At 69.2% G+C, this 26,251-nt stretch carries 27 protein-coding genes; 18 read left to right on the top strand and 9 right to left on the bottom strand.

Features of this window, described 5'->3' with window-relative positions:
- Positions 1 to 3: 3 nt before the first annotated feature.
- The gene (gene phnF / locus GXW78_RS18085) at positions 4 to 735 is read right to left on the bottom strand and encodes a phosphonate metabolism transcriptional regulator PhnF (protein ID WP_211870242.1); all 732 of its coding nucleotides are present in this window, start codon (positions 733 to 735) and stop codon (positions 4 to 6) included.
- Positions 736 to 836: 101 nt separating this feature from the next.
- Here phnF and phnG point away from each other — a divergent pair, with 101 nt between their 5' ends.
- From phnG to GXW78_RS18045, 8 genes are read left to right on the top strand one after another with little or no spacing between them, the layout of a single operon-like run.
- The gene (gene phnG / locus GXW78_RS18080; protein WP_246522357.1) at positions 837 to 1,277 is read left to right on the top strand and encodes a phosphonate C-P lyase system protein PhnG; all 441 of its coding nucleotides are present in this window, start codon (positions 837 to 839) and stop codon (positions 1,275 to 1,277) included.
- Positions 1,274 to 1,846 carry a phosphonate C-P lyase system protein PhnH gene (phnH, locus tag GXW78_RS18075; RefSeq protein ID WP_211870241.1) on the top strand — a complete coding sequence of 191 codons (573 nt, stop codon included), beginning with the start codon at positions 1,274 to 1,276 and terminating at the stop codon, positions 1,844 to 1,846. Before phnG ends, phnH begins: the two co-directional genes overlap by 4 nt.
- A gap of 3 nt (positions 1,847 to 1,849) precedes the next feature.
- Entirely contained in the window at positions 1,850 to 2,935 is a 1,086-nt protein-coding gene (locus GXW78_RS18070) for a carbon-phosphorus lyase complex subunit PhnI (protein ID WP_211870240.1), read from the top strand.
- Positions 2,932 to 3,816 (top strand): alpha-D-ribose 1-methylphosphonate 5-phosphate C-P-lyase PhnJ, encoded by an 885-nt coding sequence (locus GXW78_RS18065; protein ID WP_211870239.1) that lies wholly within the window; start codon positions 2,932 to 2,934, stop codon positions 3,814 to 3,816. Before GXW78_RS18070 ends, GXW78_RS18065 begins: the two co-directional genes overlap by 4 nt.
- Positions 3,813 to 4,571 carry a phosphonate C-P lyase system protein PhnK gene (phnK, locus tag GXW78_RS18060; protein WP_211870238.1) on the top strand — a complete coding sequence of 253 codons (759 nt, stop codon included), beginning with the start codon at positions 3,813 to 3,815 and terminating at the stop codon, positions 4,569 to 4,571. The genes GXW78_RS18065 and phnK overlap by 4 nt, the downstream gene beginning before the upstream one ends.
- Positions 4,568 to 5,266, top strand: coding sequence for a phosphonate C-P lyase system protein PhnL (phnL, locus tag GXW78_RS18055; RefSeq protein ID WP_211870237.1), 699 nt, complete (start codon positions 4,568 to 4,570; stop codon positions 5,264 to 5,266). Before phnK ends, phnL begins: the two co-directional genes overlap by 4 nt.
- Entirely contained in the window at positions 5,263 to 6,405 is a 1,143-nt protein-coding gene (locus tag GXW78_RS18050) for an alpha-D-ribose 1-methylphosphonate 5-triphosphate diphosphatase (protein ID WP_211870236.1), read from the top strand. Before phnL ends, GXW78_RS18050 begins: the two co-directional genes overlap by 4 nt.
- Positions 6,402 to 7,082, top strand: coding sequence for a DUF1045 domain-containing protein (locus GXW78_RS18045; protein WP_211870235.1), 681 nt, complete (start codon positions 6,402 to 6,404; stop codon positions 7,080 to 7,082). Before GXW78_RS18050 ends, GXW78_RS18045 begins: the two co-directional genes overlap by 4 nt.
- Here GXW78_RS18045 and phnN read toward each other — a convergent pair.
- Positions 7,048 to 7,599 (bottom strand): phosphonate metabolism protein/1,5-bisphosphokinase (PRPP-forming) PhnN, encoded by a 552-nt coding sequence (gene phnN, locus GXW78_RS18040; RefSeq protein ID WP_211870289.1) that lies wholly within the window; start codon positions 7,597 to 7,599, stop codon positions 7,048 to 7,050. The two genes, GXW78_RS18045 and phnN, sit on opposite strands and share 35 nt — an antisense overlap.
- Before the next feature lie 81 nt (positions 7,600 to 7,680).
- Between phnN and GXW78_RS18035 the strand changes: the two genes are divergently transcribed.
- The 3 genes from GXW78_RS18035 to GXW78_RS18025 are packed head-to-tail and all read left to right on the top strand — an operon-like array spanning position 7,681 to position 11,236.
- Positions 7,681 to 9,522: a gamma-glutamyltransferase family protein gene (locus tag GXW78_RS18035; RefSeq protein WP_338147779.1), complete on the top strand. Its 1,842-nt coding sequence runs from the start codon at positions 7,681 to 7,683 to the stop codon at positions 9,520 to 9,522.
- Positions 9,522 to 10,391: a hypothetical protein gene (locus GXW78_RS18030; RefSeq protein WP_211870234.1), complete on the top strand. Its 870-nt coding sequence runs from the start codon at positions 9,522 to 9,524 to the stop codon at positions 10,389 to 10,391. The genes GXW78_RS18035 and GXW78_RS18030 overlap by 1 nt, the downstream gene beginning before the upstream one ends.
- The gene (locus GXW78_RS18025) at positions 10,388 to 11,236 is read left to right on the top strand and encodes an amidohydrolase family protein (protein ID WP_211870233.1); all 849 of its coding nucleotides are present in this window, start codon (positions 10,388 to 10,390) and stop codon (positions 11,234 to 11,236) included. The genes GXW78_RS18030 and GXW78_RS18025 overlap by 4 nt, the downstream gene beginning before the upstream one ends.
- A gap of 184 nt (positions 11,237 to 11,420) precedes the next feature.
- On the opposite strand, the gene GXW78_RS18020 is transcribed toward GXW78_RS18025, so the two are convergent.
- Positions 11,421 to 11,912, bottom strand: coding sequence for an NAD(P)H-dependent oxidoreductase (locus GXW78_RS18020; protein WP_211870232.1), 492 nt, complete (start codon positions 11,910 to 11,912; stop codon positions 11,421 to 11,423).
- Positions 11,913 to 11,962: 50 nt separating this feature from the next.
- Here GXW78_RS18020 and GXW78_RS18015 point away from each other — a divergent pair, with 50 nt between their 5' ends.
- On the top strand, positions 11,963 to 12,361 hold the full coding sequence (locus tag GXW78_RS18015; protein WP_211870231.1) for a carboxymuconolactone decarboxylase family protein: 399 nt from the start codon (positions 11,963 to 11,965) through the stop codon (positions 12,359 to 12,361).
- A gap of 4 nt (positions 12,362 to 12,365) precedes the next feature.
- Here GXW78_RS18015 and GXW78_RS18010 read toward each other — a convergent pair whose 3' ends face one another.
- The 3 genes from GXW78_RS18010 to GXW78_RS18000 all read right to left on the bottom strand — a co-directional run bounded on the left by GXW78_RS18010 (position 12,366) and on the right by GXW78_RS18000 (position 18,481).
- Positions 12,366 to 14,132: a thiamine pyrophosphate-dependent enzyme gene (locus GXW78_RS18010; protein ID WP_211870230.1), complete on the bottom strand. Its 1,767-nt coding sequence runs from the start codon at positions 14,130 to 14,132 to the stop codon at positions 12,366 to 12,368.
- A 65-nt stretch (positions 14,133 to 14,197) separates the two neighbouring features.
- Positions 14,198 to 17,341, bottom strand: a complete 3,144-nt coding sequence (locus tag GXW78_RS18005) for an efflux RND transporter permease subunit (RefSeq protein ID WP_211870229.1) — start codon at positions 17,339 to 17,341, stop codon at positions 14,198 to 14,200.
- An 18-nt stretch (positions 17,342 to 17,359) separates the two neighbouring features.
- Positions 17,360 to 18,481, bottom strand: coding sequence for an efflux RND transporter periplasmic adaptor subunit (locus GXW78_RS18000; RefSeq protein WP_211870228.1), 1,122 nt, complete (start codon positions 18,479 to 18,481; stop codon positions 17,360 to 17,362).
- Between the two features lie 606 nt (positions 18,482 to 19,087).
- On the opposite strand from GXW78_RS18000, the gene GXW78_RS17995 reads away from it, so the two are divergent.
- The 3 genes from GXW78_RS17995 (at position 19,088) to GXW78_RS17985 (ending at position 19,853) form a co-directional block, all read left to right on the top strand.
- Positions 19,088 to 19,342 carry an Lrp/AsnC ligand binding domain-containing protein gene (locus GXW78_RS17995; RefSeq protein ID WP_211870227.1) on the top strand — a complete coding sequence of 85 codons (255 nt, stop codon included), beginning with the start codon at positions 19,088 to 19,090 and terminating at the stop codon, positions 19,340 to 19,342.
- Positions 19,339 to 19,494 (top strand): hypothetical protein, encoded by a 156-nt coding sequence (locus GXW78_RS17990; RefSeq protein WP_211870226.1) that lies wholly within the window; start codon positions 19,339 to 19,341, stop codon positions 19,492 to 19,494. The genes GXW78_RS17995 and GXW78_RS17990 overlap by 4 nt, the downstream gene beginning before the upstream one ends.
- A gap of 101 nt (positions 19,495 to 19,595) precedes the next feature.
- The gene (locus GXW78_RS17985; RefSeq protein WP_211870225.1) at positions 19,596 to 19,853 is read left to right on the top strand and encodes a hypothetical protein; all 258 of its coding nucleotides are present in this window, start codon (positions 19,596 to 19,598) and stop codon (positions 19,851 to 19,853) included.
- A gap of 7 nt (positions 19,854 to 19,860) precedes the next feature.
- Here the strand turns inward: GXW78_RS17985 and GXW78_RS17980 are convergent, their stop codons facing one another.
- Positions 19,861 to 21,357, bottom strand: a complete 1,497-nt coding sequence (locus GXW78_RS17980) for an amidase (protein WP_211870224.1) — start codon at positions 21,355 to 21,357, stop codon at positions 19,861 to 19,863.
- 161 nt (positions 21,358 to 21,518) lie between these two features.
- On the opposite strand from GXW78_RS17980, the gene GXW78_RS17975 reads away from it, so the two are divergent.
- Complete coding sequence (locus tag GXW78_RS17975; protein ID WP_211870223.1) at positions 21,519 to 21,977, top strand: hypothetical protein; 459 nt, start codon at positions 21,519 to 21,521, stop codon at positions 21,975 to 21,977.
- A gap of 58 nt (positions 21,978 to 22,035) precedes the next feature.
- Here GXW78_RS17975 and GXW78_RS17970 read toward each other — a convergent pair whose 3' ends face one another.
- Both GXW78_RS17970 and ggt read right to left on the bottom strand, forming a co-directional pair.
- A complete protein-coding gene (locus tag GXW78_RS17970) occupies positions 22,036 to 22,800 on the bottom strand; it encodes a hypothetical protein (RefSeq protein ID WP_211870222.1) in 765 nt (254 codons plus the stop codon).
- A gap of 32 nt (positions 22,801 to 22,832) precedes the next feature.
- Positions 22,833 to 24,443 carry a gamma-glutamyltransferase gene (ggt, locus tag GXW78_RS17965; RefSeq protein ID WP_211870221.1) on the bottom strand — a complete coding sequence of 537 codons (1,611 nt, stop codon included), beginning with the start codon at positions 24,441 to 24,443 and terminating at the stop codon, positions 22,833 to 22,835.
- 140 nt (positions 24,444 to 24,583) lie between these two features.
- Here ggt and GXW78_RS17960 point away from each other — a divergent pair, with 140 nt between their 5' ends.
- Both GXW78_RS17960 and GXW78_RS17955 read left to right on the top strand, forming a co-directional pair.
- Positions 24,584 to 25,666, top strand: coding sequence for an alpha/beta hydrolase (locus GXW78_RS17960; protein ID WP_211870220.1), 1,083 nt, complete (start codon positions 24,584 to 24,586; stop codon positions 25,664 to 25,666).
- Positions 25,667 to 25,908: 242 nt separating this feature from the next.
- Positions 25,909 to 26,250, top strand: coding sequence for a tRNA-binding protein (locus GXW78_RS17955; protein WP_211870219.1), 342 nt, complete (start codon positions 25,909 to 25,911; stop codon positions 26,248 to 26,250).
- Position 26,251: the final 1 nt, after the last annotated feature.

Raw genomic sequence — 26,251 nt, 5'->3', positions numbered from 1 at the left:
AGCTCAGGGCTCCACCACCAACTGCACGCGGCCAGCCGCGTAGATCGCCATGGTCCAGTCCACCGGCTGGCCTTCCGGATCGACATTCAGCGATTCCGCGACGAGCACCGGGCGGGAGCGCGACTGCTGCAGCAGGTCGGCCTCCTCCGGCGTCGGCAGCCGCGCGGTGATGCGGGAGGATTGCCGGCGGTAGTCGGGAATGCCGCTCGCCTCGAGCGCCGCGGTGATCGACGAATTCGTCCCAAGCACCTCCGCCGCCGCGGCGCAGCGCGGCAGCGGCAGGTGGTGCACGCCGAGAACGACGGGCCTGCCATTGGCGAGACCCAGCCGGTCGATGCGCAGCACCAACCGGCCGCGCCGAATGCCGAGCGCCTCGGCGAGTTGCGTCTCGGCAGGCACTTCGCCGATCCGGAGGATGCGACCCGCCGGCTCGCGGTTCTCACGCCGCACCAGTTCGGAGAACCGGGTGCGCGGGCCGAGCCGGTAGTCCACCACGTCCTCCGCGACGAAGGCGCCGCGGCCCTGCTCGACACGGATCAGCCCGCGCGCCTCGAGGTCCTCCAGCGCACGGCGCACGGTATGGCGGTTCACGCCGAAACGCGCGGTCAGCGCGGCCTCGGTCGGCAATCGTTCGCCGGCAGCCTTGGCGCCCTGGGCGATCTCGCCCTCGATGGCCGCGGCGATCTGCCGCCAAAGCGCCACCCCCTGACCCCGGGCGAGCGGCGGACCTGTCATCGAAACTTCAACCATCACCGATCATGTCCGTGGGATATCCGTGTGGACTTTCTGACGGGTAGACGTCTAACTGTCTAGACAAATCAATGACCCGAAATGCCATGCCCCCTGATCCCGAGCGCCGCCACTGGATGGCCGTTCTCGCCCGCGCCGATGGGGAGGCGATCGCCGCCCTGCTCGCCCCGCTGCCGGCGTTGCCGCCACATGAGAAGCTACGGCCGCCCGAGACCGGACTGGTCATGGTGCGCGGCCGCGCCGGCGGCGACGGCGCGCCCTTCAACCTCGGCGAGATGACCGTGACCCGCTGCGCGGTGCGGCTCGGCGAGGCCGTTGGCCATGCCTATGTCGCCGGCCGCGACAAGCGTCAGGCCGAGCTCGCCGCGCTGCTCGACGCCGCGCTCCAGGACCCGGCACGTCGCGGCGCGCTGATGGACGGCATCATCGCCCCGCTCGCCGAGCGGCAACGGGCGCTGCGCGATGCGGATGCACGCCGCGCGGCGGCCACGCGGGTGGACTTCCTTGCCATGCAGACCACGCGATGACTGGCCTGACCCCCGGCTTTGCCGACCCCGCCCTCGACGCGCAGGCAAGCTTCCGCGCAGTGCTGGAGGCAATGAGCCGCCCCGGCCGCATCCAGCGCACCGGCAGCAGCTTGCATCTCCCCGCCCCGCTGGGGCAGGCGACGGCCGCCGTGCTGCTGGCCCTGGCCGATGCCGACACGGGCTTCGCCCATGATGCCGGCGCGGCCGCCGAAGCCTGGCTGCGCTTCCACTGTGGCATGCCGCTCGTGCCGGCCGGTGAGGCGACCTTCGTGCTCGCCACCGGCGCTCCGCCCGCGCTCGCCACGTTGTGCCAGGGCAGCGAGGAGGAACCGCAGGCCAGCGCCACGTTGGTGATCCAGGTGGCGGGCCTCGCGGAAGACGAGGGCTGGCACCTCACGGGGCCAGGGATCGAGACCGAGCACCGCCTGCGTGTCGATGGCGCGCCCGAAGGCTTCGTTGCTGCGTGGGCCGCGAACCGCGCTGGCTTCCCCTGCGGCGTCGATGTGGTGCTCTGTGCCGGGGACAGGCTCGCCGCCCTGCCCCGCACCGTCATGATCGCGGAGGGCTGAGCCATGTATGTCGCGGTCAAGGGCGGCGAGCGGGCGATCAGCGCCGCTCATGCCTGGCTGGACGAGACACGGCGTGGCGACCCGGCCGTGCCGGAGCTGACGGTCGCGCAGATCGAGCAGCAGATGGGCCTCGCGGTGGACCGGGTGATGGCAGAAGGGTCCTGTCATGACCGCTTCCTCGCGGCGCTCGCGATCAAGCAGGCCAAGGGCGATCTGATCGAGGCCGCTTTCCTGCTGCGCGCGTATCGCACCACCCTGCCTCGCTTCGGCGCCTCCGAGCCGCTTGAGACCACGGCGATGCGGCTGCGGCGGCGCATCAGCGCGACCTACAAGGACTTGCCGGGTGGGCAGGTGCTCGGGCCGACCTTCGACTACACGCATCGCCTGCTCGACTTCGCACTCGCGGCCGAGGGCAGCGAATGCCCGGCGGCGCCGGAAGCGGCCTCGCCTGTCGCCGACGTGCCGCGCGTGACGGAGCTGCTGGCGCGCGAAGGGCTGATGCAGCGGGAGGCGACGTCGGAAGCCGAACCTGGCGACCTGACGCGCCAGCCGCTCACCTTCCCGGCGGAACGGCCGGTGCGGCTGCAGAACCTCGCCCGTGGCGACGAGGGCTTCCTGCTCGCCCTCGGCTACTCCACGCAGCGCGGCTACGGCAACGCGCATCCCTTCGTCGGCGAGATCCGCGTCGGGCACATCGCCGTGGAGTTCACGCCGCCGGAACTGGGCTTCCCGATCGAACTCGGCGAGATCGGCATCACCGAATGCCAGATGGTGAACCAGTTCAAGGGCAGCCGCACCGAACCCGCGCAGTTCACCCGCGGCTACGGCCTGGTCTTCGGCCATGGCGAGCGGCGCGCGATGTCGATGGCGCTGGTGGACCGCGGGCTGCGGGCGCGGGAACTCGACGAGGACATCACCGCCCCGGCGCAGGACGAGGAGTTCGTCCTCTACCATTCCGACAACATCGAGGCGACGGGCTTCGTCGAGCATCTGAAGCTGCCGCACTACGTCGATTTCCAGTCGGAGCTGGAGAACCTCCGCACCATCCGCCGCACCGCCGAACAGGCGAGGCAGGAGGCCGCCGAATGACCATCACCGTGGTACCACCCGCCCCCAGCACGCTCGAAGGCTACAACTTCGCCTATCTGGACGAAGCGACGAAGCGGATGATCCGCCGCGCGCTGCTGAAGGCCGTTGCCATCCCGGGCCATCAGATCCCGTTCGGTGCGCGGGAGATGCCGCTGCCCTATGGTTGGGGCACCGGCGGCATCCAGGTGACGGCCTCCATCCTGGGGCCGACCGACACCCTGAAGGTGATCGACCAGGGCGCGGACGACACCACCAACGCTATCTCGATCCGCCGCTTCTTCACCCGCGTGGCCGGCGTCGCCACCACCGAGCACACGGCGGAAGCGACGGTCGTGCAGACCCGGCACCGCATCCCGGAACGCACGCTGCGCGAGGACCAGATCATCGTCTATCAGGTTCCGCAGCCGGAGCCGCTGTTCCGGCTGGAGCCGCGGCGCATGGAGACGAAGCGCCTGCACGCGCTCGCCGACTACGGGCTGATGCATGTACGGCTGTATGAGGACATCGCGCGGCTCGGCCATATCGCGAAAGCCTATGACTATCCGGTGATGGTGAACCGGCGATACCTGATGTCGCCTTCCCCGATCCCGGCCTTCGACAACCCGAAGATGCACCGCATGCCCGCGCTGCAGTTGTTCGGCGCGGGGCGCGAGAAGCGCATCTATGCCATCCCGCCCTACACGGAAGTGCGCAGCCTCGACTTCGAGGACCATCCCTTCCGCCCGATCCGCGCGCCCCATGCCTGCGCGCTCTGCGGCAGCCGCGACACCTATCTGGACGAGGTCATCACCGACGATGCCGGTGGGCGGCTCTTCGTCTGCTCCGACACCGATTTCTGCGCCGAACGCCAGGCGGACTCGGCGAAGGAGGCCGCCGAATGACCACGCCATTGCTGAAGGCCACCGGCCTGAACCTGCGGTTCGGCGCGATCCCGGCGCTGGTCGATGTCGCGATCGACGTCGCCGCCGGGGAGGTCGTCGCCATCGTCGGTGAATCAGGATCGGGGAAGACCACATTGCTGCGCGTGCTGTCGGGCATGATGGCACCCGACGCCGGTGACGTGCTGTGGCTCGGCCAGGACGTGCTCGCCATGGGCGAGGCCGCCCGCCGCCGTCTGATGCGAACCGAATGGGGCTATGTCCACCAGAACCCGCGCGACGGGCTGCGCCTCGGCGTCTCGGCCGGCGGCAATGTCGGCGAAAGGCTGATGGCCGTCGGCGCGCGCCACTACGGCAACATCCGGGCCGAGGCGCTGTCCTGGCTCGCCAAGGTCGAGATCGACGCGTCGCGCATCGACGACCTGCCGCGCACCTTCTCGGGTGGCATGCAGCAGCGCCTCCAGATCGCCCGCACGCTGGTGACGCATCCGAAGCTGGTCTTCATGGACGAACCCACGGGCGGGCTCGACGTGTCGGTGCAGGCGCGACTGCTCGACCTGATCCGCTCGCTCTCCCGCGAACTGGGGCTTTCGGTGCTGATCGTGACGCATGACATCGCGGCCGCAAGGCTGCTCGCCGACCGTATCCTGGTGATGCGGCGCGGCCAGGTGGTGGAACAGGGGCTGACCGACCGGGTGCTGGACGATCCGCAGCATCCCTACACGCAGCTCCTCGTCTCCTCGGTGCTCGCGGCATGAGCGCGGCGCTGCGCACGGAAGGCCTCGGCAAGGCCTTCACCCTGCATCTCCAGGGCGGGACGCATATCCCGGTCCTCGGCGGCGTCGACCTGGCGGTGCATGCCGGCGAATGCGTAGCCCTATGGGGCCCGTCGGGGGCGGGCAAGTCCACCCTCATGCGCTGCCTCTACGGCAATTACGGTGCCGGGGCGGGGCGCATCATGCTGCGCCATCGCGGCGCCGATCTCGACCTCGCCACCGCCGACCCGCGCCAGGTGATCGAGGTGCGGCGGGAGACGCTGGGCTACGTCTCCCAGTTCCTGCGCGTCATCCCGCGCGTCGCCACGCGCGACATCGTCGCCGAGCCGCTGATGGCCCGCGGCATGGCCCGTGATGAAGCCCTGGATCGCGCCAACGCCCTCCTCCGCCGGCTCAACCTGCCGGAGCGGCTGCACGGACTGCCGCCCGCCACCTTCTCGGGCGGCGAGCAGCAGCGGGTGAACCTTGCCCGCGGCTTCGCCCCGTTCTACCCGGTGCTGCTGCTGGATGAACCGACCGCCAGCCTCGACGCAGCCAACCGCGCCGTCGTGCTGGACCTGATCCGCGAGGCCAAGGCCGCCGGCGCCGCCATCATCGGGATCTTCCACGATGCCGAGGTGCGCGAGGCGGTCGCGGATCGCCTATTCGACGTGCTCCCCCAACAGGATGCCGCATGACCGACGAGACCATCATCACCAACGCCATCCTCGTCCTGCCGGATGAGGCGATCCCCGGCACGCTGGTCATCCGCGACGGCCGCATCGCGGAGGTGCAGCCCGGCCGCAGCCACGCCTCGACGGCACGCGACCTGGAAGGCGACTACCTGATCCCCGGCGCGGTTGACGTGCATACCGACAATCTCGAACGCCAGGTGCAGCCGCGGCAGAACGCCCGCTGGCCGTCACGGTCGGCGATGATCGCGCATGACGCGCAATGCGCGGCGGCCGGCGTCACCACGGTCTTCGACGCGCTCTGCCTCGGCGATCTCGGCTTCGACCAGGGGCGCGGGCAGACCTTCCTCGATGGCGTCGCCGATCTCGACGCGCTGGCCGACGCCGGCGTGTTGCGGGCCGAGCACTTCCTGCACCTGCGCTGCGAGCTTCCTGCCGCCGACATGGTCCCAGCGCTCGATCCGGTGGCCGACCATACGCTGGTGCGCATGATCAGCCTGATGGATCACTCGCCGGGCGTGGGCCAGTATCGCGACCTTGAACGCTACGTCGTCATGCGCCGCAAGCAGACGAGCATGACGCTTGAGGAAGTGCAGAACCGCATCGCCGACCTGCTCGCCCAGCGCGAACGCCTGCGCGAACCGCAGCGGACCTGGCTCCTCGACCGCATCCGCCACCGCGATCTGCCGATCGCCTCCCACGATGACGAATCAGCCGAGGAAGTCCGCCGCAACCTCGCCGATGGCATCGCCATCAGCGAGTTCCCGGTCGCGATGGAAGCCGCCGAGGCAGCGCGCGATGCCGGCGTCGCGGTCATCGCCGGCGCACCGAACATCGTCCGCGGCGGCAGCCATTCCGGCAACGTCGCCGCCGCCGACCTCGTGCGCGCCAAGGCGGCGGATGCCTTCGCCTCCGACTACGTCCCCGCCGCGATGATCGAGGCCGCCTGGCGTACCGTCGCCGAGACAGGCATCACCCTGCCCGCCGCCGTCGCGATGATCACCGACGCCCCCGCCCGCATGACCCGCCTGCCCGATCGGGGCCGGCTGGAAACGGGGCTGCGCGCGGATCTCGCGCAGGTGCGGCCGGTGGGGGAGATTCCGGTGGTGCGCCGCGTGTGGCGCGAGGGCAGCCGCGTCGCATGACCCCCTACCGGCTGGCGCTCTACTGGGCGCCGGAGCAGGACGATGCGCTGCATGTGCAAGGCTCGACCTGGCTTGGCCGCGATGCCGCGACGGGGGAGGCAATGGCGCAGCCCGCGGTGGATGGCGTGGATCTCGCGCAACTCACCGCCGATCCGCGCGGCTATGGGCTGCATGCGACACTGAAGCCGCCGTTCCGCCTCGCCCATGGCTACGCGGCGGCGAGGGAGGCCGCGGCGGCGCTTGCGGCGAGCACCGCGCCCTTCGAGCTGCCGCCACTATCCGTGCATGACCTCGACGGCTTCCTGGCGCTGCGGGAGGATGCCCCCTGCCCCGCGCTGCACGCCTTCGCGGACGCCTGCGTCACCAGGTTGGACGACCACCGCACCCCGGCCGACGCGGCCGAGATCGCCCGCCGCCGCCCGGAACGGCTGACGGAGGCGCAGCGTGAGCACCTGGCGCGCTGGGGCTACCCGTACGTCTTCGGCGAATGGCGCTTCCACGTCACGCTGACGCGCCGCCTGACGGCCGGGGAAAAGGCGATCGTGATGCCTGCCGTCACGGCCTATCTGGGCGACGTGCCGGGTGTGCCGCGCCGCGTCTCCGCCATCAGCCTGTTCGTCCAGCCCTCGCCGGGCGCGCCTTTCACGATCGCCGAGCGTCTGCCGCTGCGCGGGTGAGTTCGGCGGCGACGCGCGCCGCACCGTCTACCGGCGTCGCGTCGTTCATCACCGTCACCACGTCGAGGCCCGGCGCGAGCGTCATCTCGCGCGCAAGTCGCGCCTCGATGTCCTCCGCCGTCTCGCGCCCGCGCGCCGCGAGCCTCGCGGCCAGCACCGCTACCGGCGCGGTGATGACGAGCACGCGCAGCCGATAGCGCGCTGCGGCGTCCGCCAGCACCCCGCGCGACAGGTTCGCGACGGCCACGCGACCGGCGGACAGGTCGCCCTCGATGTCGCGCGGAATGCCGTAGAACAGCCCGTGCACATTCCACCACAAGGCGAAGCGGCCAGCGTCGCGCTCGGCCTCGAACCCCGCGACATCGAGCGCCCGATGCGCCTCCCCGCCCGCCGCAGCCGGCCGGGTGATGGCGCGCTGCACGAAGCGGAAACGCGCATCGCCCTGCAGCCGTGCCCGGGCGAGCGCCATCAGCGTATCCTTTCCGGCGCCCGAGGGACCCACCACCGCCACCAGCATCCGTCGCACGCGCCCCTGCAGGATTGACGTGCCCCGTCTGCCGCGCGACGAGTTTCGCTGCAAGACCGAGGAACCGGACACATGTCCACTGTGACGCCGGAGATGATCGGCTTCCCCGCTAAGGAGGCGCCCAGCATGTTCACCACCCGCCCCGAGATCATCGGCACCTTCGGCGCCGTCGCCTCGACGCATTGGATCGCCAGCCAGGTCGGCATGTCTGTGCTGGAACGTGGCGGCAACGCCTTCGATGCCGCGGCGGCGGCCGGCTTCGCGCTGCAGATCGTCGAGCCGCATCTGAATGGCCCGGGCGGCGACTGCCCGATCATCGTGCACAGCGCCGCGACCGGCGCGCAGCAGGTGATCTGCGGCCAAGGCCCGGCTCCCTCCGGCCTAACCGTCGCGCATGTGCGGGATGGCCTCGGCATGGACATCATGCCCGGCACCGGCTTGCTCGCCACACCCGTCCCCGGCGCGTTCGACGCCTGGATGGTGATGCTGCGCGACCACGGCACCTGGTCGGTGCGGGACGTGCTGTCCTACGCCATCGGCTATGCGCGCCACGGCGCACCGATGGTCCCGCGCATTCGCGCCACCATCGAAAGCGTCCGCCCGCTGTTCGAGGCCGAGTGGAAGACCTCCGCCGCGCTGTGGCTGCGCAATGGGGGACCGGAACCGGACGGCGTCTACGCCAACCCCGTGCTCGCCGACACGTATGAGCGCGTGGTGAAGGAAGCCGAGGCCGCCGGTGGCAGCCGGGAGAAGCAGGTCGATGCCGCCCGCGCCGCCTGGTATCGCGGCTTCGTGGCCGAGGCGATCGGCAAGTTCGTTGCCACGACGGAATCGATGGATACCTCCGGCCGCCGCAACAAGGGCGTGCTGACGGCCGACGACATGGCGCGTTGGTCCGCACCGATCGAGGCCCCGACCACGCTCGACTACCACGGCCACACCGTCCTGAAATGCGGACCGTGGAGCCAGGGCCCCGCCATGCTCCAGACCATGGCGCTGATGGCGGGCTTCGATGTCGCAGCGATGGACCCGGTCGGCGCCGACTTCATCCACCATGTCATCGAGGCACAGAAGCTCGCCTTCGCCGATCGCGAGGCGTTCTACGGCGATCCGAAATTCGCGGATGTGCCGGTCTCGACGCTGCTCTCGGCCGCCTACAACGATGCACGCCGTGCGCTGATCGGGAAGCAGGCGTCGATGGAGTTCCGCCCCGGCAGCCCGGACGGCCTGACGCCGCGGACCGACTACGCCGCGGCGATCCTGCGGTCGAAGCAGCTCGCCGCGGCGATGGGCTCGGGCGAGCCCACCGTCTCGCGCCTCGGCGCCTCGGGCGGCGACACCTGCCATGTCGATGTCATCGACAAGGACGGCAACATGGTCAGCGCCACGCCCTCCGCCGGCTGGCTGCAATCCTCCCCGGCCATCCCGGAGCTCGGCTTTTGCCTCGGCTCCCGCTGCCAGATGTTCTGGCTGGATGAGACGCTGCCCAACGGGCTGAAGCCCGGCAAGCGTCCGCGCACCACGCTCTCCCCGTCGATGGTGCTGCGGGACGGCAAGCCCTGGATGTCCTTCGGCACGCCGGGCGGCGAGCAGCAGGACCAGTGGCAGCCCATCATGCTGATGCGCATGATCCACCACGGCTTCAACATCCAGCAGGCGATCGACCTGCCATCCTTCCATTCCGAGCACTGGATCAGCAGCTTCTGGCCGCGAGGCGCGAAGCCCGGCAAGGCCGTCATCGAGGGCCGTTATCCCCCCGAGGTTCTGGAAGACCTGATCGCCCGCGGCCATGTCGCGGAGATGGGCGGCGAGTGGTCGGAAGGCCGGCTGACCGGCGTACGGAAGGAACCGGACGGCACCATCCGCGCCGGCGCCAATCCGCGCGGCATGCAGGGCTACGCGGTCGGCCGCTGATGCGCGTCCTCCTCGCCCTGGTCCACTACTTCAAGGCCGAGGAGGGCTCGACCCATTCGTCCACCGACGCGCATCGCCGCGACCAGCGCGCGGCGGTGCTGCGCCGCGCGGTGGATTCCTGGCGCGGCAATCTCGGCGCGACGACATCCCTGACCATCGAGACGAAGCGTTTCGACCGTGTGCGCGGCGCCGTCGATTCCCTCGACATCGTCGTCATCACCAACGGCAGCGACCATCTGCTGGATGAGGAGTTCATCCGAAGCCGAGGCGTCCGTCACGTGAAGGCGCAGGTGGACAATCCGCGGATGCTGGGCTTCGCCGCCCATCGCCTGTTCGCCGAGACGCGCAACGCCTACGACCTGTTCTGCTATTCCGAGGACGATCTGCGCATCGCCGACCCCGGCTTCGTGGACCGGCTGCGTGCCTTCCAGGACAGTTTCGGCTGGAAGCGGCTGCTGATGCCGAACCGCTTCGAATGGAACCCCAACGGCCCCACGCTGAAGACCTGGATCGATGGCGACCTCCGCCCAGGTGCAACGGAGCGCTGGCGGGACCCGCTGCCGGATGAGGAGTTCCTTCACCTGCCCCTGCCCGGCCGTGCACTGGTCGCCTTCCGCCGCGCGCTGAACCCGCATTCCGGCTTCTTCGCGCTGTCGGCGGCGCAACTGGCCCACTGGATGCGCCAGCCGACCTTCCTCGATCTCGACTGCTCCTTCATCTCGCCGCTGGAAAGCGCAGCGACGCTCGCCGTGCTGAAGGTGTTCCCGATCTACAAGGCTTTCGGACCCGATGCCGGCTTCCTCGAAATCGAGCATCTCGACAGCCGCTTCTCCGCGATGAAACTGCCGGGAGCGGGAGGAACGCCATGATCATCACCGACGCGCAGGTCCATATCTGGGCCAGCGGCAAGCCCGGCCACGACCACCGACAGGTCTCCGCTTTCACGGTCGAGGACCTGATCGCGGAGATGGACGAGGCCGGTGTCGACGCCGCCGTGATCCACCCGCCGGTCTCCTGGGACCCGGAGTCCAATGCCCTGGCCGAGGACGCCTCCGCACGCTTTCCCAACCGCTTCGCGGTGCTCGGCCAGGTGCCGCTGGATGCACAGCAGACCAGCCGCGAGCTTCTAAAGAACTGGCGCAAGCGGCCCGGCCAGTGCGGGCTCCGCTATCCGCTGGTGCGCGCGGACCAGCAGAACTGGCCGTTCGACGGCACGCTCGACTGGTTGTGGCCAGTTGCCGAGGCGGAAGGCCTGCCGATCGCCACCATGGCCTGGCGCTTCCTGCCCGAATTCGCGCGCATCGCCGAACGCCACCCGGCGTTGCGCTTGATCATCGACCATTGCGGGCTGATCCGGCAGGAGAAGGGTGCGGCGGCCTTCGCGAACATCGATGCCGTCACGGCGCTGGCGCGCTTTCCGAATGTCGCGCTGAAGGCAACGGGTGCGCCGGGCTACTCGCAGCAGGGCTATCCCTTCCGCGACATCCATGACGGGCTGCACCGGCTGTACGACGCCTTCGGCCCAGACCGTTTCTTCTGGGGCACCGACATCACGCGCATGCCGTGCTCCTGGAAGCAATGCATCACCCTGTTCACCGAGGAACTGCCTTGGCTGCAGGGCGATACCCTCACGCGGGTGATGGGCCCGGCCATCCGCGACTGGATCGGCTGGCACCCGATTGCGCAGCAATCGCCCGAAGGTGCAGGAAACTGAGTTTCCTGCCGGGGTGCTCGAGGGGCGGCGCCCCTCGATGCTTTTCTGTGCCTCGGACGCCGGCGCCGGCATTCCGCCGGCTTGGCTTTCGCGCCCTGCACTGCCGCTCTGACGACCACGGTCGGTCTGGGCGCGGTCGCGCTGTGCGCTCGCGGATCGCGGCGTGGCCGCGATCCGATGGGGCTCAGAACATCCCGATCGCCAATCCGGCGGCGATGGTCGCTCCCAGTTCTTCACAGCGAGCGATCTCATCCGGCGGGATCACCTTCGCCGCGAGGATCGCCTCCGGCGTCTGCGCGTGTGTGCATACGATGATCGGTTCCGCCGCCGCCCGCAGTCGCCACCCTATCGCGATGCGCGCCACCTGCCGCACAGCGTTGGTCCCGTCGCTGCCGGCGCAGACCATCAGCCCGTAGGCACGCCCTTCGATCCGTCCGAGCGCGGCGTAATAGGTCCGATCGAAGAAGTCCTTCATCATCCCCGCCATCGCGGCGAGATTCTCCGGCGTCGCGAAGATGAACGCATCGGCGCCGAGCACATCCGCGGGCCCGGCGTCGCACGCCTCCAACAGCCGCACGGCCACGCCCTCGCCTTCCGCCGCGCGCGCCGCGGCCTCGGCCATCTGCCGGGTTCCGCCGGTCATGGAATGGAAGACTACCAGCAGCGTCTTCGTCATCGGAACGGCCCGTGCCTATGCTCCCGCATCATCATGCAGGAGGAACCGCGATGACCGACACAGACGCGCATGGCGCGCTGCAATCCACGGGACGCCAGACGATGAAGGAGGTCCTGGGCGATGCCTACGTGGCAAAGCGCGACGCCAGCACCACGCCGCTGAACCAGGCGCTGCGCCATCTGTCGGAGGAATTCCCCTACGCCACGCTCTGGACGCGGGACGTCATCACCCGGCGGGAGCGCAGCATGGTCACCATCGGCATGCTGGTGGCGATGAGCCAGCATCACGAACTGCGCGGCCATCTCGTCGGCGCCCTGAACAATGGCTGCACGCCGGCCGAAATTGCCGAGGTCATCACCCACGCCTGCGCCTATGCGGGTTTCCCCGCCGCCATCGCGGCCATGCGCACGGCGGAGGAGGTGCTGCGCGAGGTCGGCGCAGCACCCTGAACCCTCAGCGCAGGCGCGGCCCGGTGCGCCGCGGCGCCGGCGTCGTGCGGGCGGCCTGCGCGGGTTGGGCCGCCTCGGTCGCACCGGCCGCCTTCGCCGCCTGCGCCCGCAGGTCGGCGATCGTCGCGCGGTTCGTCACCTGCTCGGGGTTCGTCCGCACCTCGACGATCGCGGGCTTCCCGGACGCCATGGCGCGCTTCACCGCGGGTACGAGTTCGTCCGTCGTCTCGACAATCTCGCCATGGCCGCCGAAGGCCTCGATGAACTTCGCGAAGTCGGGGTTGGTCAGCGCAGTGCCGGAGACGCGCGCCGGATAGACCCGCTCCTGGTACATGCGGATCGTGCCGTACATCTGATTGTTGAACACCAGGATGATGGGGTTCACCGAGTGATGGAACGCCGTCGCGATCTCCTGCCCGGTCATCAGGAACCCGCCGTCGCCGACGAAGGCGATCACGGTCCGGTCCGGATGCGTGATCTTCGCGCCGATCGCCGCCGGCACCGAATAGCCCATCGCGCCGTTGGTCGGGCCGAGGAAGTCCTGCTTCTCGCTGAAATGCATGAAGCGGTTCGGCCAGGTCGCGAAATTGCCGGCGTCGGTCGTGAAGATGGTGTCGGGCGGCAGCTCCTTCTCCAGCGCCTGCAAGGCGGTGGCGAGGTTCAGCGGGCCTTCGTAGTCCTGCGGCTTGGCCTGGGCGAGCCGCGCGGCGCGCAGTTCCTTCGTCCAGCCGCTCCAGGCCGGCTTCTTCACCGCGCCGGCAGCCTTCGCTGCGGCGGCGAATGCATTCACCTCGGACACGATCCCGAGCGCCGGCCGATACACCCGACCGATCTCCGCCTGGTCGGGATAGACATGGACGATGGGCGTCGCACCCGCCATGTCGAGCAGCGTGTAGCCTTGGCTCACCGGCTCCCCGATGCGGGTGCCTATGGCGAGGATCAGGTCCGATTCCTTCGCCTTCGCGACAAGTGCACCATCCGCGCCGACGCCAAGGTCGCCGACATAGTTCGCCGACGTCCCGTCGAACAGCCCCATGCGGCGGAAGGCGACCGACACCGGCAGGTCGTTCGCGAGCAGCCAGTCGCGGATGTCCGCCCGGCCCTGCTCCGTCCAGCGCGACCCACCCAACACCGCGAGGGGCTTCTTCGCCGCCCCCAGCATCTTCATCACGCGGTCCATCGCGTCGGGCGCGGGGTGCGGCGGCAACACCTCGGCCGGCCCGATGTCCGGCGCGGTCGAAAGACGCTTCTGCATCTCCTCGCTGATCGCGACGACCACAGGCCCCGGCCGACCGGAGGTCGCCACATCGAACGCGTGCGCCATAAGCTCGGGGATGCGCTTCTCGTCGTCGATCTGCGTGACCCACTTCGCGAGCGGGCCGAACATCTGTCGGTAGTCGACTTCCTGGAAGGTCTCGCGGTCGGTTTCCTCGACCGGGATCTGGCCCACCAGGAGCACCAGCGGCGTCGAATCCTGGAAGGCGACATGCACGCCGATCGAGGCGTGGCAGGCACCAGGCCCGCGCGTCACGATCGCAACCCCCGGCTTACCGGTCAGCTTGCCATAGGCTTCGGCCATGTGGACCGCGCCGGCCTCGAAACGGCAGGTGACCAGCTGCAGCCGGTTGCGCACCGAATACAGCCCGTCCAGCAGATCGAGATAGGATTCACCCGGCACGCAGAAGGCGTGCGTGACACCCTGCGCCACCAGCGCATCCGCCAGCAGCTTGCCCCCCGTGCGCCCCGCAGCCGCGCGCCGACCCTCAGTCATACGGACATCCTTCCCACGATTCACTCAACAGTGGGCGCGGAGGCTAGACCGTCGCGCCCCCCTCGTCACTCCGCCGGCTGGGGCCCGTGCCCATGGCCCTTGCCGCCACTGCGCCGCTGCTCGGCCTCGAGATCGGCGAGCTTCGCCGCGATCGCCCCGATCGGCTTGGTATAGGGCGCAAGCAGCAGATACAGCGCCGGCACGGCATAAAGGGTGACGAAGGTCGATAGCGTGATGCCACCGACGATCACCACACCCAGCGCCGAGCGGCTTTCCGCCCCCGCCCCCGTCGCCACGGCCAGCGGCACCGCGCCGAGCACAGTCGCGATCGAGGTCATCAGGATCGGCCGCAGCCGCACGACCGAGGCCTCGAGAATGGCATCGTGGATGGAGAGCCCGCGGTCGCGGAGCTGGTTCGCGAACTCGACGACGAGGATGCCGTTCTTCGCCATCAGCCCGATCAGCAGGATCATGCCGATCTGGCTGAAGATATTCAGCGACTGCCCCGTCAACCACAGCGCCAACAGCCCGCCGGTGATGGCGAGCGGCGTGGAAAGCAGGATGACGAAGGGATGGACGAAGCTCTCGAACTGCGCCGCCAGCACCAGGAACACGACGAGCAGCGCCATGGCGAAGGTGACATAGAGCGCGCCTGAGGATTCCTTGAACTCCAGCGACTGGCCACGATAGGAAATGCGGGCGTCGGACGGCAGCACCTCCCGCGCCACGCCATCCAGGTAGTTCAGCGCATCACCCAGCGAATAGCCCGGCGCAAGCGACGCCGTGATGGTGATGGCGCGCACCCGGTCCTCGCGCGACAATGTCTGGGCGCGGGCGCGCTCGGTGAGTTGCACCACGTTCGACAGCGGCACCAACCCGCCCGACCCGGTGCGCACGAAGACGTTCTGCAGGTCATAGGGCGAGATGCGCATCTCGGTCGGCGCCTGCAGCAGCACCTTGTATTCCTGCCCGCCGACGACATAGGTCGTGACCTCGCGCGAGCCCATCATCGTCTCGATGGTCCGGCCCACCGCAGCGATGGAAATGCCGAGATCGGCTGCCTTGCGGCGGTCGATCTCGACGCGGACCTCGGGCTTCGTCTCCTTGAAGTTGTGGTCGAGGTTCAGCAGCCGGGGATTCTCCCGCGCGCGAGCCAGGAAGCGGTCGCGCCAATCGACCAGCGTCTCATAATCCGGCCCGCCGATGACGAACTGCACCGGCGGCTGGAAGCCCCGGGCACCGAGCGAGGGCGGGTTCAAGGCGAAGCCCCGCACGCCCGGAATGGCGGCGATGTCGGGAAAGACCTCGGCGGCGATGGTCTGCTGGCTCCGCTGCCGGTCCGCCCAGGGCGACAGGCGGATGAAGATGTTGGCGACGTTGCCGATCGCCGGCCGCTGGAAGCCGCCCACCGTGGAGAAGACCGCGGCCGCCTCGCCATTGTCGACATAGCGCTGCAGCAGCCGCTCGATCTGCGTCACATGCTCCATCGTATAGCCGAAGGAGGCACCTTCCGGGCCAGTGGTCGGGATGATGACGACACCGCGATCCTCGGTCGGTGCGAATTCCTTGGGCAGCGCCCCATACAGGGCGACGCCGAACAGACAGAGCAGCGCCGAGGCCGCCAGGGTGATCAGCGGGGCGCGCAAGGCGCGCGACAGCGTCCAGCGCAGACCACCATTCATGCCGAGGAAGAACGGCTCCGTCGCCCGGATCAGCCAGGTCTCGCCCTGGTGCGGCTTGAGCAGCTTGGAGCACATCATCGGCGTCAGCGTCAGCGCGATCAGGCCGGAAAACAGCACCGAGGCGGCCAGCGCCAGTCCGAATTCAGTGAACAGACGCCCGGTGTTGCCGCCCATGAACGACAGCGGCACGAACACCGCGACCAACACCAACGTCGTCGCGATGACCGCGAAGGCGATCTCCCTCGCGCCATAGATCGAGGCGAGGAGCACCGGCTCGCCGCCCTCGATGCGGCGGTGGATGTTCTCCAGCACCACGATGGCATCATCCACGACGAGGCCGATCGCCAGCACCAACCCCAGCAGCGTCAGCACATTCACCGAGAAGCCGAGCGCCGCCATGGCGATGAAGGAGGCGATGATCGAGACGGGGATCGCCACCGCCGGGATGATCGTCGCCCGCACCGACCGCAGGAACAGGAAGATAACGCCGATGACGAGAGCGAGGGCGATCATCAGCGCGTGCTCGACCTCGTAGATCGATTGGCTGATGAACAGGCTCTCGTCGTAGCCGATGATGGTGTCCACGCCTTCGGGCAGGGACGGGCGGATGCGCTCCATTTCCGCCTTCACGCCATCGGCGACCGACAGCGTGTTCGCCGTGGACTGGCGCAGTATGCCGAGCCCGATCGCCGGCCTGCCGTTGATCCGGTAGCCGCCGCGCGTGTCCTCCGCGCCGATCTCGATGCGCGCCACCTCGCCCAGCAGCACCTGGGCGCCGCCTTCGCCGCGCCGAACGACCATCTCGCGGAACTGTTCCGGCCGGGACATGCGCGTATCGGTGCGCACGGTCAGTTCGCGCGCATTGCTCTCGATACGGCCGCCGGGCAGTTCGACATTCTCGCGCCGGATGGCGTCTTCGACGTCCTGCACCGTCAGGTTACGGGCGGCGAGCGCCTGGCGGTCCAGCCAGACCCGCATGGAGAAGCGACGCTCGCCCTGGATCAGTACCTGCGCCACCCCCTCGACGATGGCGAGGCGGTCGACGATGCGCCGTTGCGCGAGGTCGGTCAGGTCGAGCGGTGTCAGGCGGTCGGAAACCAGCGCGATCCACAGGATCGGTCGGCTGTCGCCATCGACCTTCTGTACGATCGGCGTCTCCGCCTGGTCCGGCAGGCGCGCGAGCGCGCGCGCCACCTTGTCGCGGACGTCGTTCGCCGCCGCATCCACATCGCGCGACAGGTGGAACTCAAGCGTGATGACGCTGCGCTCGTCGCGCGAGGTCGAGGTGATGGTCTTGATGCCCTCGATGCCCGCGACGGCCGATTCCAGCAACTCGGTGATCTGGCTATCCACCACCGGCGCCGAGGCGCCCGTATAGGTGGTGATGACCTGGATGATCGGCGGGTCGATCTTCGGATACTCGCGGATCGGCATGCGCATCAGCGCGAACAGGCCGAGCACGGTCAGCAGCAGGCTGATGACCATGGCAAAGACCGGTCGCTTGATCGAGACGTCGGAAAGCACCATCGCCGTCGACTCCCCGCCTCAGCTCGTCGGGCGGCTGACGGACTCCGTCACCCGAACCGGCAGATCGTTGCGCAACCGCTGGACGCCCCGCACCACCACTGGCTCGCCGGCATTCACGCCCTGGCGGATCTCAACCTCGCCGGGCAGGCGGAGACCCAGCCGCACCTCCTGCCGGCGTGCCCGCCCGTCCCGCACGACATAGACATAGGCGCGGTCGCCGACCGGATCGATCGCCTCCTCCGCGACCAGCAGGGCGCGCTCGCGTTCCTCGAGCACCATTTCCACGGTCAGGAACAGGCCCGGGCGCAGCGCCTCGTCCGCGTTGTCGAACTCGCTGATCACCCGCACTGACCGCGTCGCCGGGTCGATGCGGGTGTCGATCACCGCCACGGTGCCCTGGAAGCGGCGGCCTTCATAGGCGCTGCTGCGCGCGGTCACACTGCTGCCGACGCGGATGCGCGCGAGATGCACCTCAGGCACCGAGAACTCGACACGCACCTTCGCGGTGTCGTCCAGCGTGGTGATCACGGTGCCCGGCTGGATCAGCGCGCCGGGGCTTACCTGGCGCAGCCCGACGCGGCCGCTGAAGGGCGCGGTCACGCGCAACTCCTCAAGGCGCGCCTCAGCCTGGCGCACCCGGCCTTCCGCCTGACGGGCCAGAGCTTCCAATGTCTCGAGACGCTGGGCGGCGATGGTGGCACCGGCCTGGAGCTGGCGCCCGCGTTGAAGCTGGCTGCGTGCATCGTCGAGCAGCGCGCGTGCCTGGTCGAGTTCCGCGCGCAGCGCCGCGGCGTCGAGCTGCACCAGCGTTGCGCCCGCCTCCACGCGCTGCCCTTCGCTGAAGCGGATCGCTTCGACGATGCCGGCGACCTTGGTGGTGATGGTGACGGCCTCACGGGCGCGGACCGTGCCGACGCTCTCCACCCGGTCAACCACCTGCCCGACCCGGACGGGCTGCACGATCACGCTAACGGGGCCGGCAGCGCCGCCACCGCCGCCCGTCGCGGCCTGCGAGGTATTCGACCGAAGCCCGATCAACTCCATCGGCGGCGGCAGGCCGACCTGCTCACCGTAGTAGTGCCAGCCTGCACCCGCCGCACCGAGGACGGCGAGGACCGCCACCTGTGTAACCGTCTTCATCGTGAGCCTGCCCGCGAATATGGAATAGATGACGCTGTCGCGAGCGTTCGGCAAGCGCCTCGCAGCCCTGTATTACCCGTCAGTCGCGTTGACGGTCGAACATTCTTCCGCCCCGCCCGGCGCGCATCTCAAGCACCCCAGATGCGCTCCGCGGCCGAAGACGCGCCGCCCGGCACGGATTATGGCGGTTCGGGCAGCAATCGCCCGTGCCGCGGGGCAGTCATTGGCAGGTGAAACGCCGACTCTGCCTTGCTTTCCAGCAATGCCGACAGCCGCAGCGCCTGAGTCTGCATCATGGCACCGGCTATGGTCGTCGCTTGGTTCGCAGTCGAGCCAAGCCGCAATCAAGACGCGCCAATCAACCCTGCAAGACAACCCACGCGAGCGTCTAGCGAGCCATCATTTCGGCGACCCCACCCGAATTGCACAGTTGGCGCTTCCGCGCGGCGACTGGCGCAGTGCGTGCGGGCCGGGCGGCCGGAAGGCAGGCGAACCGGCTCGCCCGTTGCCGGCGGTTCGTTCAGGACGACGCCAGCGCCCGCCTGCTGTACAAACCGGCAACCGAGGCGCCGGCATCCACGCCGCGCCGCAGCGACGGAACCGGCGATGCGCGCGATTTTCGTGATGATCAAATGCGACATGGGCCAAGCCTATCGTGTGGCCCGCGACATGGCCGACACGATCCAGGAATTGTCGGAGATGCATTCCATTTCCGGCCAATATGACCTGCTCGGGAAATTCTATCTCGAGACCGACCGCGACATCGGCCAGTTCGTGGTCGAGACGGTGCAGACCGTCCCCGGCATCAAGGACACCTATACGCTGCAAACCTTCAACGCCTTCTCGGGCCAGCGCGGATGATCCGCGTCCTGCCCGCAATTCTGGTCGCCGCGGTCCTTTTGGCTGGCTGCCGCGACACCGCACCGGCCGACACGCTGCGGCCCGGCTCGCTCACCGTCGGCACCGGCGGCTATGTCGGCATGTCGGGCGGGTTCGTGTCGCAATCGCGCTGATTGTGGCGAAGCCGCCCCAAGGCGCCACACCCCCGCCCTGACTGCGCCGCGCGCCGGACATGACGCCCGGGCAATCTCCCCACCATAGGAGGTTGCTTGCCATGCGTGTACTTCCAGCTCTCGCCCTTTCCGCGTCCCTCGCCCTCGGCGCCTGCCAGTATCCGGACGGCACGACCGACTGGGGCAGCACGGCCGCGCTCGGCATCGGCGCGGCGGCGGTGACGGGCCTCGTCATCGCCGCGAGCAACAACAACAATAACAACCGGTACTACCGCAACGACGGCTACTACCGGCAGCCGCGCTACCATCGCGGCGGCCCGCGCTATGCTTATCGCGACGGGCCCTATCGCCGCTGGTAGGCCGGGCTCAATCCCAGCCGACGGCGCCCGGCATCGACGTCACCGCTTCCGCCGCCGCCAGGGCGGCGAGGTCGGGCACGGGACGGCGCAGCACCGGATCGGCCGCAAAGGCGTCCTCGATCGCCGCGGCCACGCGCAGCACCAGCGCGTCGCCCCCGCGCGGGCCGACGATCTGCAGCCCGAAGGGCATGCCGAGCTTGTCCACGCCCATTGGCAGCGAGATCGCGGGATGCCCGCACAGCGTCACGTAGTAGGCGCAGGCAAGCCAATGGAAATAGGTCCGCGTCGGTTTGCCGTCGATCTCCGCCGGATAGAGTTCCTTCCACCGCCGCGGTGACAGGGTGATCGCCGGGGTGATCAGCACGTCGTGGTGGAAGAAGAAATGCTGCCAGGCGCGGTACATGCGGGTCTGCGCGGCAGCCGCCTTGGCCGCGTCCTCCAGCGTGTAGCGCAGCCCTTCCTCGACATTCGCCCGCACATTCGGCCCGACATCCTGCGGCCGCTCCCGCACCTTCTGGAGGTGGGAGGTCAGGAAGCCGGTCGCGCGTAGGACCTCGAACGCCTCATCGCCGCCGCGGCAATCCGGGTCGGCCTCCTCGGCCGCGCCGAACAACGGCGCGATTGCCTTGGCACGGATGGCGAAGGCTTCGCGGATCAGCTTCTCGACTGGTGCCTGCCCGAAATCGGCGCTGATCGCGAGCCGCAGCGAGGCGAGATCAATGGGCTGCAACGGGAAGAAGGCTTCCGGCACGCCGCGCACAGGCCCTTCCGGCAGGGTGTAGGCCAGCGGGTCCATCGAATCGTCCGACGCCATGGCGGAAAGCATCAGCGCCGCATCCGGCACGTTGCGCGCCATCGGTCCGAGCACCGGCAGGCCGGACCAGCCATGCGCCCGCTTCTCGGACGGCACCAGCCCCGGTGACGGCCGGTAGCCGACGACGCCGTTGAAGGCTGCCGGGTTGCGCAGCGACCCGCCGGTGTCCGAGCCCGAGCAGATGGGCGCCATGCCGCAGGCCAGCGCCACGCCTGACCCGCCGGACGACCCCGCGGCCGACTTCGTCGTGTCGAACGGGTTGCCGGTGACCCCATAGACGGCGTTGCGCGTATTCGCCCCGGCGCCGAATTCCGGCGTGTTGGTCTTGCCGATCACCACCGCGCCGGCGTCGCGCAGGTTCGCGACCATGAGGCAATCCGCCTCCGGCACGAACTCCTTGAAGATCGGGCTGCCATAGGTGGTCCGCAGCCCCTTCGTCTCCTCCAGATCCTTGATGCCCACCGGCAGACCATGCAGCGGGCCGAGCGGCCCACCCTGCATCACCGCCGCCTCGGCCGCCCTCGCCCCGGCGCGCGCGGCGGGTTCGTCGATCGCGACCATGGCGTTCACGGCATGATTCACCGCCCCGATGCGCTTCAGGCAGGAGTCCATCAGCTCGACCGGCGAGAGCGCCTTCCGCCCGATCAACCGGCGCGCCTCCAAAGCCGTCAGATCGCAGGGTTCGGTCATGCGCCGCCTTCCTTCCACGTGTGCTGGTCGCGGCGCGAACCGCGCCGACCGCCGCACCATCCTCCGCCGTCGCCGCGCCGGCAATCGGTCACAGGATCGAGCGCCTCGCAACGGATACGGCGTTCATGCGTTCGCCAGTCATCACACCGAGGAGGCAGCCCATGCGACCATTCCCGCATCCCCGGATATTGGCGGCCGGCCTGGGTCTGGCAGCGCTGGTCCTGCCCGCGGTTGGCCAGGCCCAGAGTCTGGTGGCCATCCGCAGCCACATCGCGAGCGAGAACCCCGGATGCGAGGTGGCTCGCCTCGAAGAAGCCTATCGCGGCGCCCTGCCCGGCGCGGCCGGCCATGTCGTCATCGCCGTCTACACGGTGGAAGGCTGCGGCGGCGGCAACAACTGGGTGCGCCAGCTCGGGGTCTTCTCGGAGGAAGGCGGCCGCGTGGTCGAGTACGTCCAGCCCGACCCGCCGACCTTCGTGGTCGAGGAAGCCCGCGTGAACAACACGGTGATCGAGGTCAACGGATTGGGCTACGCGGCGACGGACGGCCGCTGCTGCCCCTCGGTCCGCAGCAGCACCCGGCTGCGGGTCGAAGGGCGGCGCGTGGTCGCGGCGAACTGACCGAGGCGACAAAGGCTTTCCCTCAGCGGAATTGCCCGATGATCGGACAACAGGTTGGTCAAGGTTGCTTCCGGCGATTTGGTATACTGGTCGCGCGTTCGGCTTCCGGTGAACCATAGCCGAGTGCAATCATGAGGCAGACCTTCTGCAGGGTATGGAAGAGCCACAGCGGCTGCTTCTCATAGGGAAAGCCCTCTTCTTCCCAAAATGCCACGAGCTTGGGGTGCACCTCGTAGACAACCCGGTCATCATCATCAGCGCCCCGCGCTGGATCGAGCATCGCCGCCGCCAGCTCCCGCATGAGGTCGGGCCGCCGTTCCACGAGAAGCTCGATCATCCGCAGAGCGGCGTCGTGTTTCGTCCTGGGATCAGGAGATGCGGTTGCCGGTGCTGCAAGCTGCGATCCCGACCTCTTCCTACGCCATGGCCCTGCAGCAACGACCTGGCGGAACGGCGGTGCGGGGATCGCACCGTGCCCCGAAACGAGCTTCAGCCTCAACCAAAGGCGGATCAGGCCGACGAGGACAATCGGCCAGAGAAGAAGAGCGAACGTCGGCGGATCGGGCCTGGCCGGCGGTATCAACCTCTCATCCAATCGGAGCGTCGCTGCGGCACGCAGATAGTCGCGGCGTATCCCCGTACCGACGCCCGGATCGCGCAGAGCATCGAGGAATGCCCAGAAGGGCACATAGCGCTCGAAAGCCTCTTCCATTGTCCGCGGTCGGGCGCGAACGAAGGCCGCATAGGCCTTCCTGCGATGCCGGCGCAGAAAGGCATCGACAACGCGATCAATGACGGGGCCAAGCGGCTCGGTGTCCGTCATCGGTTTCGCTGCGGTTTGGTGCGGCGGCGCGCTCAATACCCCAGCGCGCACCCATCCTTCCGCGGGTCCGATCCACCCACCAGGCAGCCCTTCTCCCGGTCGATGAAGATCGCCTGCCCGCCGCCATGCGGCTTGTCGATCAGCTCACACTCGTGGCCGAGCCGATTCAGCTGGTCGACCACGGAGCCGGGAATGCCGTTCTCGATCTGCACCTTGCCGTCCTGCGGCATCAGGCGGGGGAAATCGATCGCCTCCTGCACATCCATGCCGAACTCGAAGTGGTTGGTCAGGAACAGCGACTGCCCGGTAGGCTGGAAGCGCCCGCCCATGACGCCATACGGCATGATGGCCTGCCCGTCCTTCATCACCATGCCCGGGATGATGGTGTGCAGCGGCCGCTTGTTCGGCGCGATGCAGTTGACGTGGCCTTCCTGCAGCCGGAAGCCGAAGCCGCGGTTCTGCAGCATGACGCCCGCCTTCTCGGCCAGGATGCCTGACCCGAAGCCCTCGAACAGCGAGTTGATGAAGGAACAGGCATTGCCGTCCTTGTCCACCACGCAGAGGTACACGGTGTCCTTGTGCTTCTTCAGGTCGCTCTCGCCCGGCCCCGGCAGTTCCGCCTCAGTCATCGCCACGTCGTCGCGGATCGCGGCGGCCAGGCGCTTCAGGTAATCCGGGCTCAGCAGCTTCTCGACCGGCACATCCACCTGGGACGGATCGGCCAGGAAGGCGTCGCGGTCGCGATAGGCAAAGCGCGCTGCCTCGATATGGCGATGATAGCGCAGCGCGCTGCCCGGCCCGCCCGCCGGCGTCTCCAGATTGCCCAGGGTGCCGAGGATCTGCAGCACATGCATCCCGACGCCGTTCGGCGGGCACTGGAACACCTCCATGCCGCGCCACTTGATCGAGATCGGCTCGACGAACTCGGCCACATCGGCGCCGCGTGCGAAATCCTCCTCGGTGTGCAGGCCGCCGGCGGCGCGCAGCGTGGCGACGATGTCGGCCGCCACCTCGCCCTCATAGAACGCCTTCTTGCCCTTGGCCGCGATCGCCCGCAGCGTCTTCGCCAGCTCCGGCTGGGTGAAACGGGTGCCGAGCGCGGGCGCCTCGCCGTCGCGCAGGAAGCGCCGCGCCGAGGCCGGATGCTTCATCAGCTTGCCGACCGAGCCCTCCCAATCCGACGCCACGCGCGGGGAGATCGCGAAGCCTTCTTCGGCATAGGCGATCGCCGCCTGGACTATGCGGTCCAGCCCCAGCCTGCCATGCGCCTTGTTCAGCGCCTCCCAGGCGCTGACCGCGCCCGGCACGGTCACGGAATGGGCGGAAGTGTTGACCATCGCGGTCATACCGGCGGCGCGCAACGCTTCGGGCGTCGCCGCGGCCGGGGCACGGCCCGACCCGTTCATCGCGATGACCTTGGAAGACCCCGCCGGGACGTAAAGGCAGAAATTGTCGCCGCCGATGCCGGTCGAGGCCGGCTCGATCACACATTGCACGGCGCAGGCGGCGATGGCGGCATCCATCGCATTGCCCCCCGCCCGCAGGATGTCGAGCGCGGCGAGCGTCGCCTGCGGCATGGAGGTCGCCGCCATGCCATTGGTGCCATAGGCGGCGCTGCGGCCGGGCAGGTGGAAGTCGCGCATTGCGGTGTCCGTTTCCGTCCTGGGTGGATGTGACGCTTCCATGCAACGGGACGCCGGCGTTGGAAAGTCCGCACAGGGGGGCGACCCGCGGGCCGCGCGATGCTGGAATGCGTAGCCTCACCATCGGAAACCCCCGCCGCATGGCCCTGCATCGCCGCCTGGTCCTCACCGCCGCCCTGGCTGCCCCGACACTCGCCCGCGCCGAACCCGCGCAGGCACCCCGCCCCGCCACGCCACTACCCGCTCCGCTGGCTGAAGCCGCCCGCGCGCTCCCGGCCCGCCGCTTGCCCGTCCCGGACACGGTCAGCCCTGCGTTGCAGCGTCTGATCGCCGGCCCGTACCCGCCCGGCTGGAACGCCATCCCCGCTGATGCGGCCGGCTGGCGCGCGTTGCAGGCGGTCAGTGCCGCCGCCGTCGAGCCGCACCTGCCGGCGCTGCGTGCGGCCCTGCGCGTGCAGGTCGAGCGCAGCAGAATCGGCGGCGTGCCGGTCTTCACCGTCACGCCGGAAACCCTGCCGCCTGAGAACCGGGACCGCCTGCTGCTGCACCTTCATGGCGGCGGCTACGTCCTGTTTCCCGGCGAATCCGGCGCCGGCGAGGCGATGCTGATGGCCGCCCATGGTGGCTTCCGCTGCATCTCGGTCGATTACCGCATGCCCCCCGACCACCCCTTTCCGGCCGCGCTGGAGGACACCCTGGCGGTCTGGCGCACGCTCTGCGCCCAGCATGACCCCCGCCGGATGGCGATCTTCGGCAGCTCCGCCGGCGGCGGTCTTACGCTGGCCACGGTGTTGCGGGCGAGGGGCGAGCGCCTGCCCTTGCCCGCCGCCATAGCGCCCGGCACCCCCTGGGTCGATCTGCTCGGTGCCGGGGATACACGGCAGGCGAACGCCTATGTCGACAATGTCCTCGTCGCGGACACCGGCTGGGTGTCGGGCGCTGCGCGGCTCTACGCCGCCGGCCGAGACCCCGCGGAGCCGCTGCTCTCGCCGATCAACGGGGACTTCGCAGGTTTCCCGCCCGCCATCCTGACCTCCGGCACACGCGACCTGCTGCTCAGCGACACTGTGCGCACCCACCGCAAGCTGCGCCGCGCCGGCGTCGCTGCCGAGCTCCAGGTCTTCGAGGGCCAGAGCCACGCCCAGTTCATCACCCCCGGCGTGCCGGAGACCGCCGAAGCCTTCGAGGAGATCGGCCGGTTCCTGGCGCAGCATCTGCTGTAGGTTTCCGACGCAGTTCTCATGAGGGTCGGGACGCCAAGCGCGGTTTGCGCCCATTCACCCTGATGCGGAGCCGCGCAGAATGCGCGCAGCGCGGGTCCTGCCTCGACTGCCGTGCCCTGAGCCAGGGGTCTGCGGTTCTGGATGCCCAGCCTCCTGGCGGGGTGGTTCGGGGGGCAACGCCCCTCCGCCCATCGGCTGACGGACCCCTCGCGCGGCGGTCGTTTCCGGTCTAGAGCCCGCCCATGAGCACGCACGCCACCATCGAGGATTTCGACCGCCTCGACATCCGCGCCGGCACCGTCGTCGACGCCCAGCCCTTCCCGGAGGCGCGCAAGCCCTCCATCCGGCTCTGGGTGGATTTCGGCGGCGCAATCGGCGTGAAGCGTTCCGCCGCTCAGGTCACGGTCCATTATGCCCCGGACCGGCTGATCGGCCGCCAGGTCATGGCGGTTGTCAACTTCGCGCCCCGACGGATCGCGGGTTTCGAGAGCGAGGTGCTGGTGCTCGGCGTGCCCGACGAGAACGGCGCCGTCGTGCTGCTGAAGCCGGACCTCCAGGTGCCCAATGGCGGGAGGATGTTCTGAG

The sequence above is a fragment of the Neoroseomonas terrae genome, assembly GCF_018129025.1.
GTDB lineage: Bacteria > Pseudomonadota > Alphaproteobacteria > Acetobacterales > Acetobacteraceae > Neoroseomonas > Neoroseomonas terrae.
This window is presented reverse-complemented; position numbering and strand designations above follow the sequence as displayed.

Bases quoted from the DNA above. Each gene is read 5' to 3' on its own strand.
- phnF (WP_211870242.1), bottom strand. From the start codon at position 735: ATGACAGGTCCGCCGCTCGCCCGGGGTCAGGGGGTGGCGCTTTGGCGG.
- phnG (WP_246522357.1), top strand. From the start codon at position 837: ATGCCCCCTGATCCCGAGCGCCGCCACTGGATGGCCGTTCTCGCCCGC.
- phnH (WP_211870241.1), top strand. From the start codon at position 1,274: ATGACTGGCCTGACCCCCGGCTTTGCCGACCCCGCCCTCGACGCGCAG.
- GXW78_RS18070 (WP_211870240.1), top strand. From the start codon at position 1,850: ATGTATGTCGCGGTCAAGGGCGGCGAGCGGGCGATCAGCGCCGCTCAT.
- GXW78_RS18065 (WP_211870239.1), top strand. From the start codon at position 2,932: ATGACCATCACCGTGGTACCACCCGCCCCCAGCACGCTCGAAGGCTAC.
- phnK (WP_211870238.1), top strand. From the start codon at position 3,813: ATGACCACGCCATTGCTGAAGGCCACCGGCCTGAACCTGCGGTTCGGC.
- phnL (WP_211870237.1), top strand. From the start codon at position 4,568: ATGAGCGCGGCGCTGCGCACGGAAGGCCTCGGCAAGGCCTTCACCCTG.
- GXW78_RS18050 (WP_211870236.1), top strand. From the start codon at position 5,263: ATGACCGACGAGACCATCATCACCAACGCCATCCTCGTCCTGCCGGAT.
- GXW78_RS18045 (WP_211870235.1), top strand. From the start codon at position 6,402: ATGACCCCCTACCGGCTGGCGCTCTACTGGGCGCCGGAGCAGGACGAT.
- phnN (WP_211870289.1), bottom strand. From the start codon at position 7,599: ATGCTGGTGGCGGTGGTGGGTCCCTCGGGCGCCGGAAAGGATACGCTG.
- GXW78_RS18035 (WP_338147779.1), top strand. From the start codon at position 7,681: ATGTCCACTGTGACGCCGGAGATGATCGGCTTCCCCGCTAAGGAGGCG.
- GXW78_RS18030 (WP_211870234.1), top strand. From the start codon at position 9,522: ATGCGCGTCCTCCTCGCCCTGGTCCACTACTTCAAGGCCGAGGAGGGC.
- GXW78_RS18025 (WP_211870233.1), top strand. From the start codon at position 10,388: ATGATCATCACCGACGCGCAGGTCCATATCTGGGCCAGCGGCAAGCCC.
- GXW78_RS18020 (WP_211870232.1), bottom strand. From the start codon at position 11,912: ATGACGAAGACGCTGCTGGTAGTCTTCCATTCCATGACCGGCGGAACC.
- GXW78_RS18015 (WP_211870231.1), top strand. From the start codon at position 11,963: ATGACCGACACAGACGCGCATGGCGCGCTGCAATCCACGGGACGCCAG.
- GXW78_RS18010 (WP_211870230.1), bottom strand. From the start codon at position 14,132: ATGACTGAGGGTCGGCGCGCGGCTGCGGGGCGCACGGGGGGCAAGCTG.
- GXW78_RS18005 (WP_211870229.1), bottom strand. From the start codon at position 17,341: ATGGTGCTTTCCGACGTCTCGATCAAGCGACCGGTCTTTGCCATGGTC.
- GXW78_RS18000 (WP_211870228.1), bottom strand. From the start codon at position 18,481: ATGAAGACGGTTACACAGGTGGCGGTCCTCGCCGTCCTCGGTGCGGCG.
- GXW78_RS17995 (WP_211870227.1), top strand. From the start codon at position 19,088: ATGCGCGCGATTTTCGTGATGATCAAATGCGACATGGGCCAAGCCTAT.
- GXW78_RS17990 (WP_211870226.1), top strand. From the start codon at position 19,339: ATGATCCGCGTCCTGCCCGCAATTCTGGTCGCCGCGGTCCTTTTGGCT.
- GXW78_RS17985 (WP_211870225.1), top strand. From the start codon at position 19,596: ATGCGTGTACTTCCAGCTCTCGCCCTTTCCGCGTCCCTCGCCCTCGGC.
- GXW78_RS17980 (WP_211870224.1), bottom strand. From the start codon at position 21,357: ATGACCGAACCCTGCGATCTGACGGCTTTGGAGGCGCGCCGGTTGATC.
- GXW78_RS17975 (WP_211870223.1), top strand. From the start codon at position 21,519: ATGCGACCATTCCCGCATCCCCGGATATTGGCGGCCGGCCTGGGTCTG.
- GXW78_RS17970 (WP_211870222.1), bottom strand. From the start codon at position 22,800: ATGACGGACACCGAGCCGCTTGGCCCCGTCATTGATCGCGTTGTCGAT.
- ggt (WP_211870221.1), bottom strand. From the start codon at position 24,443: ATGCGCGACTTCCACCTGCCCGGCCGCAGCGCCGCCTATGGCACCAAT.
- GXW78_RS17960 (WP_211870220.1), top strand. From the start codon at position 24,584: ATGGCCCTGCATCGCCGCCTGGTCCTCACCGCCGCCCTGGCTGCCCCG.
- GXW78_RS17955 (WP_211870219.1), top strand. From the start codon at position 25,909: ATGAGCACGCACGCCACCATCGAGGATTTCGACCGCCTCGACATCCGC.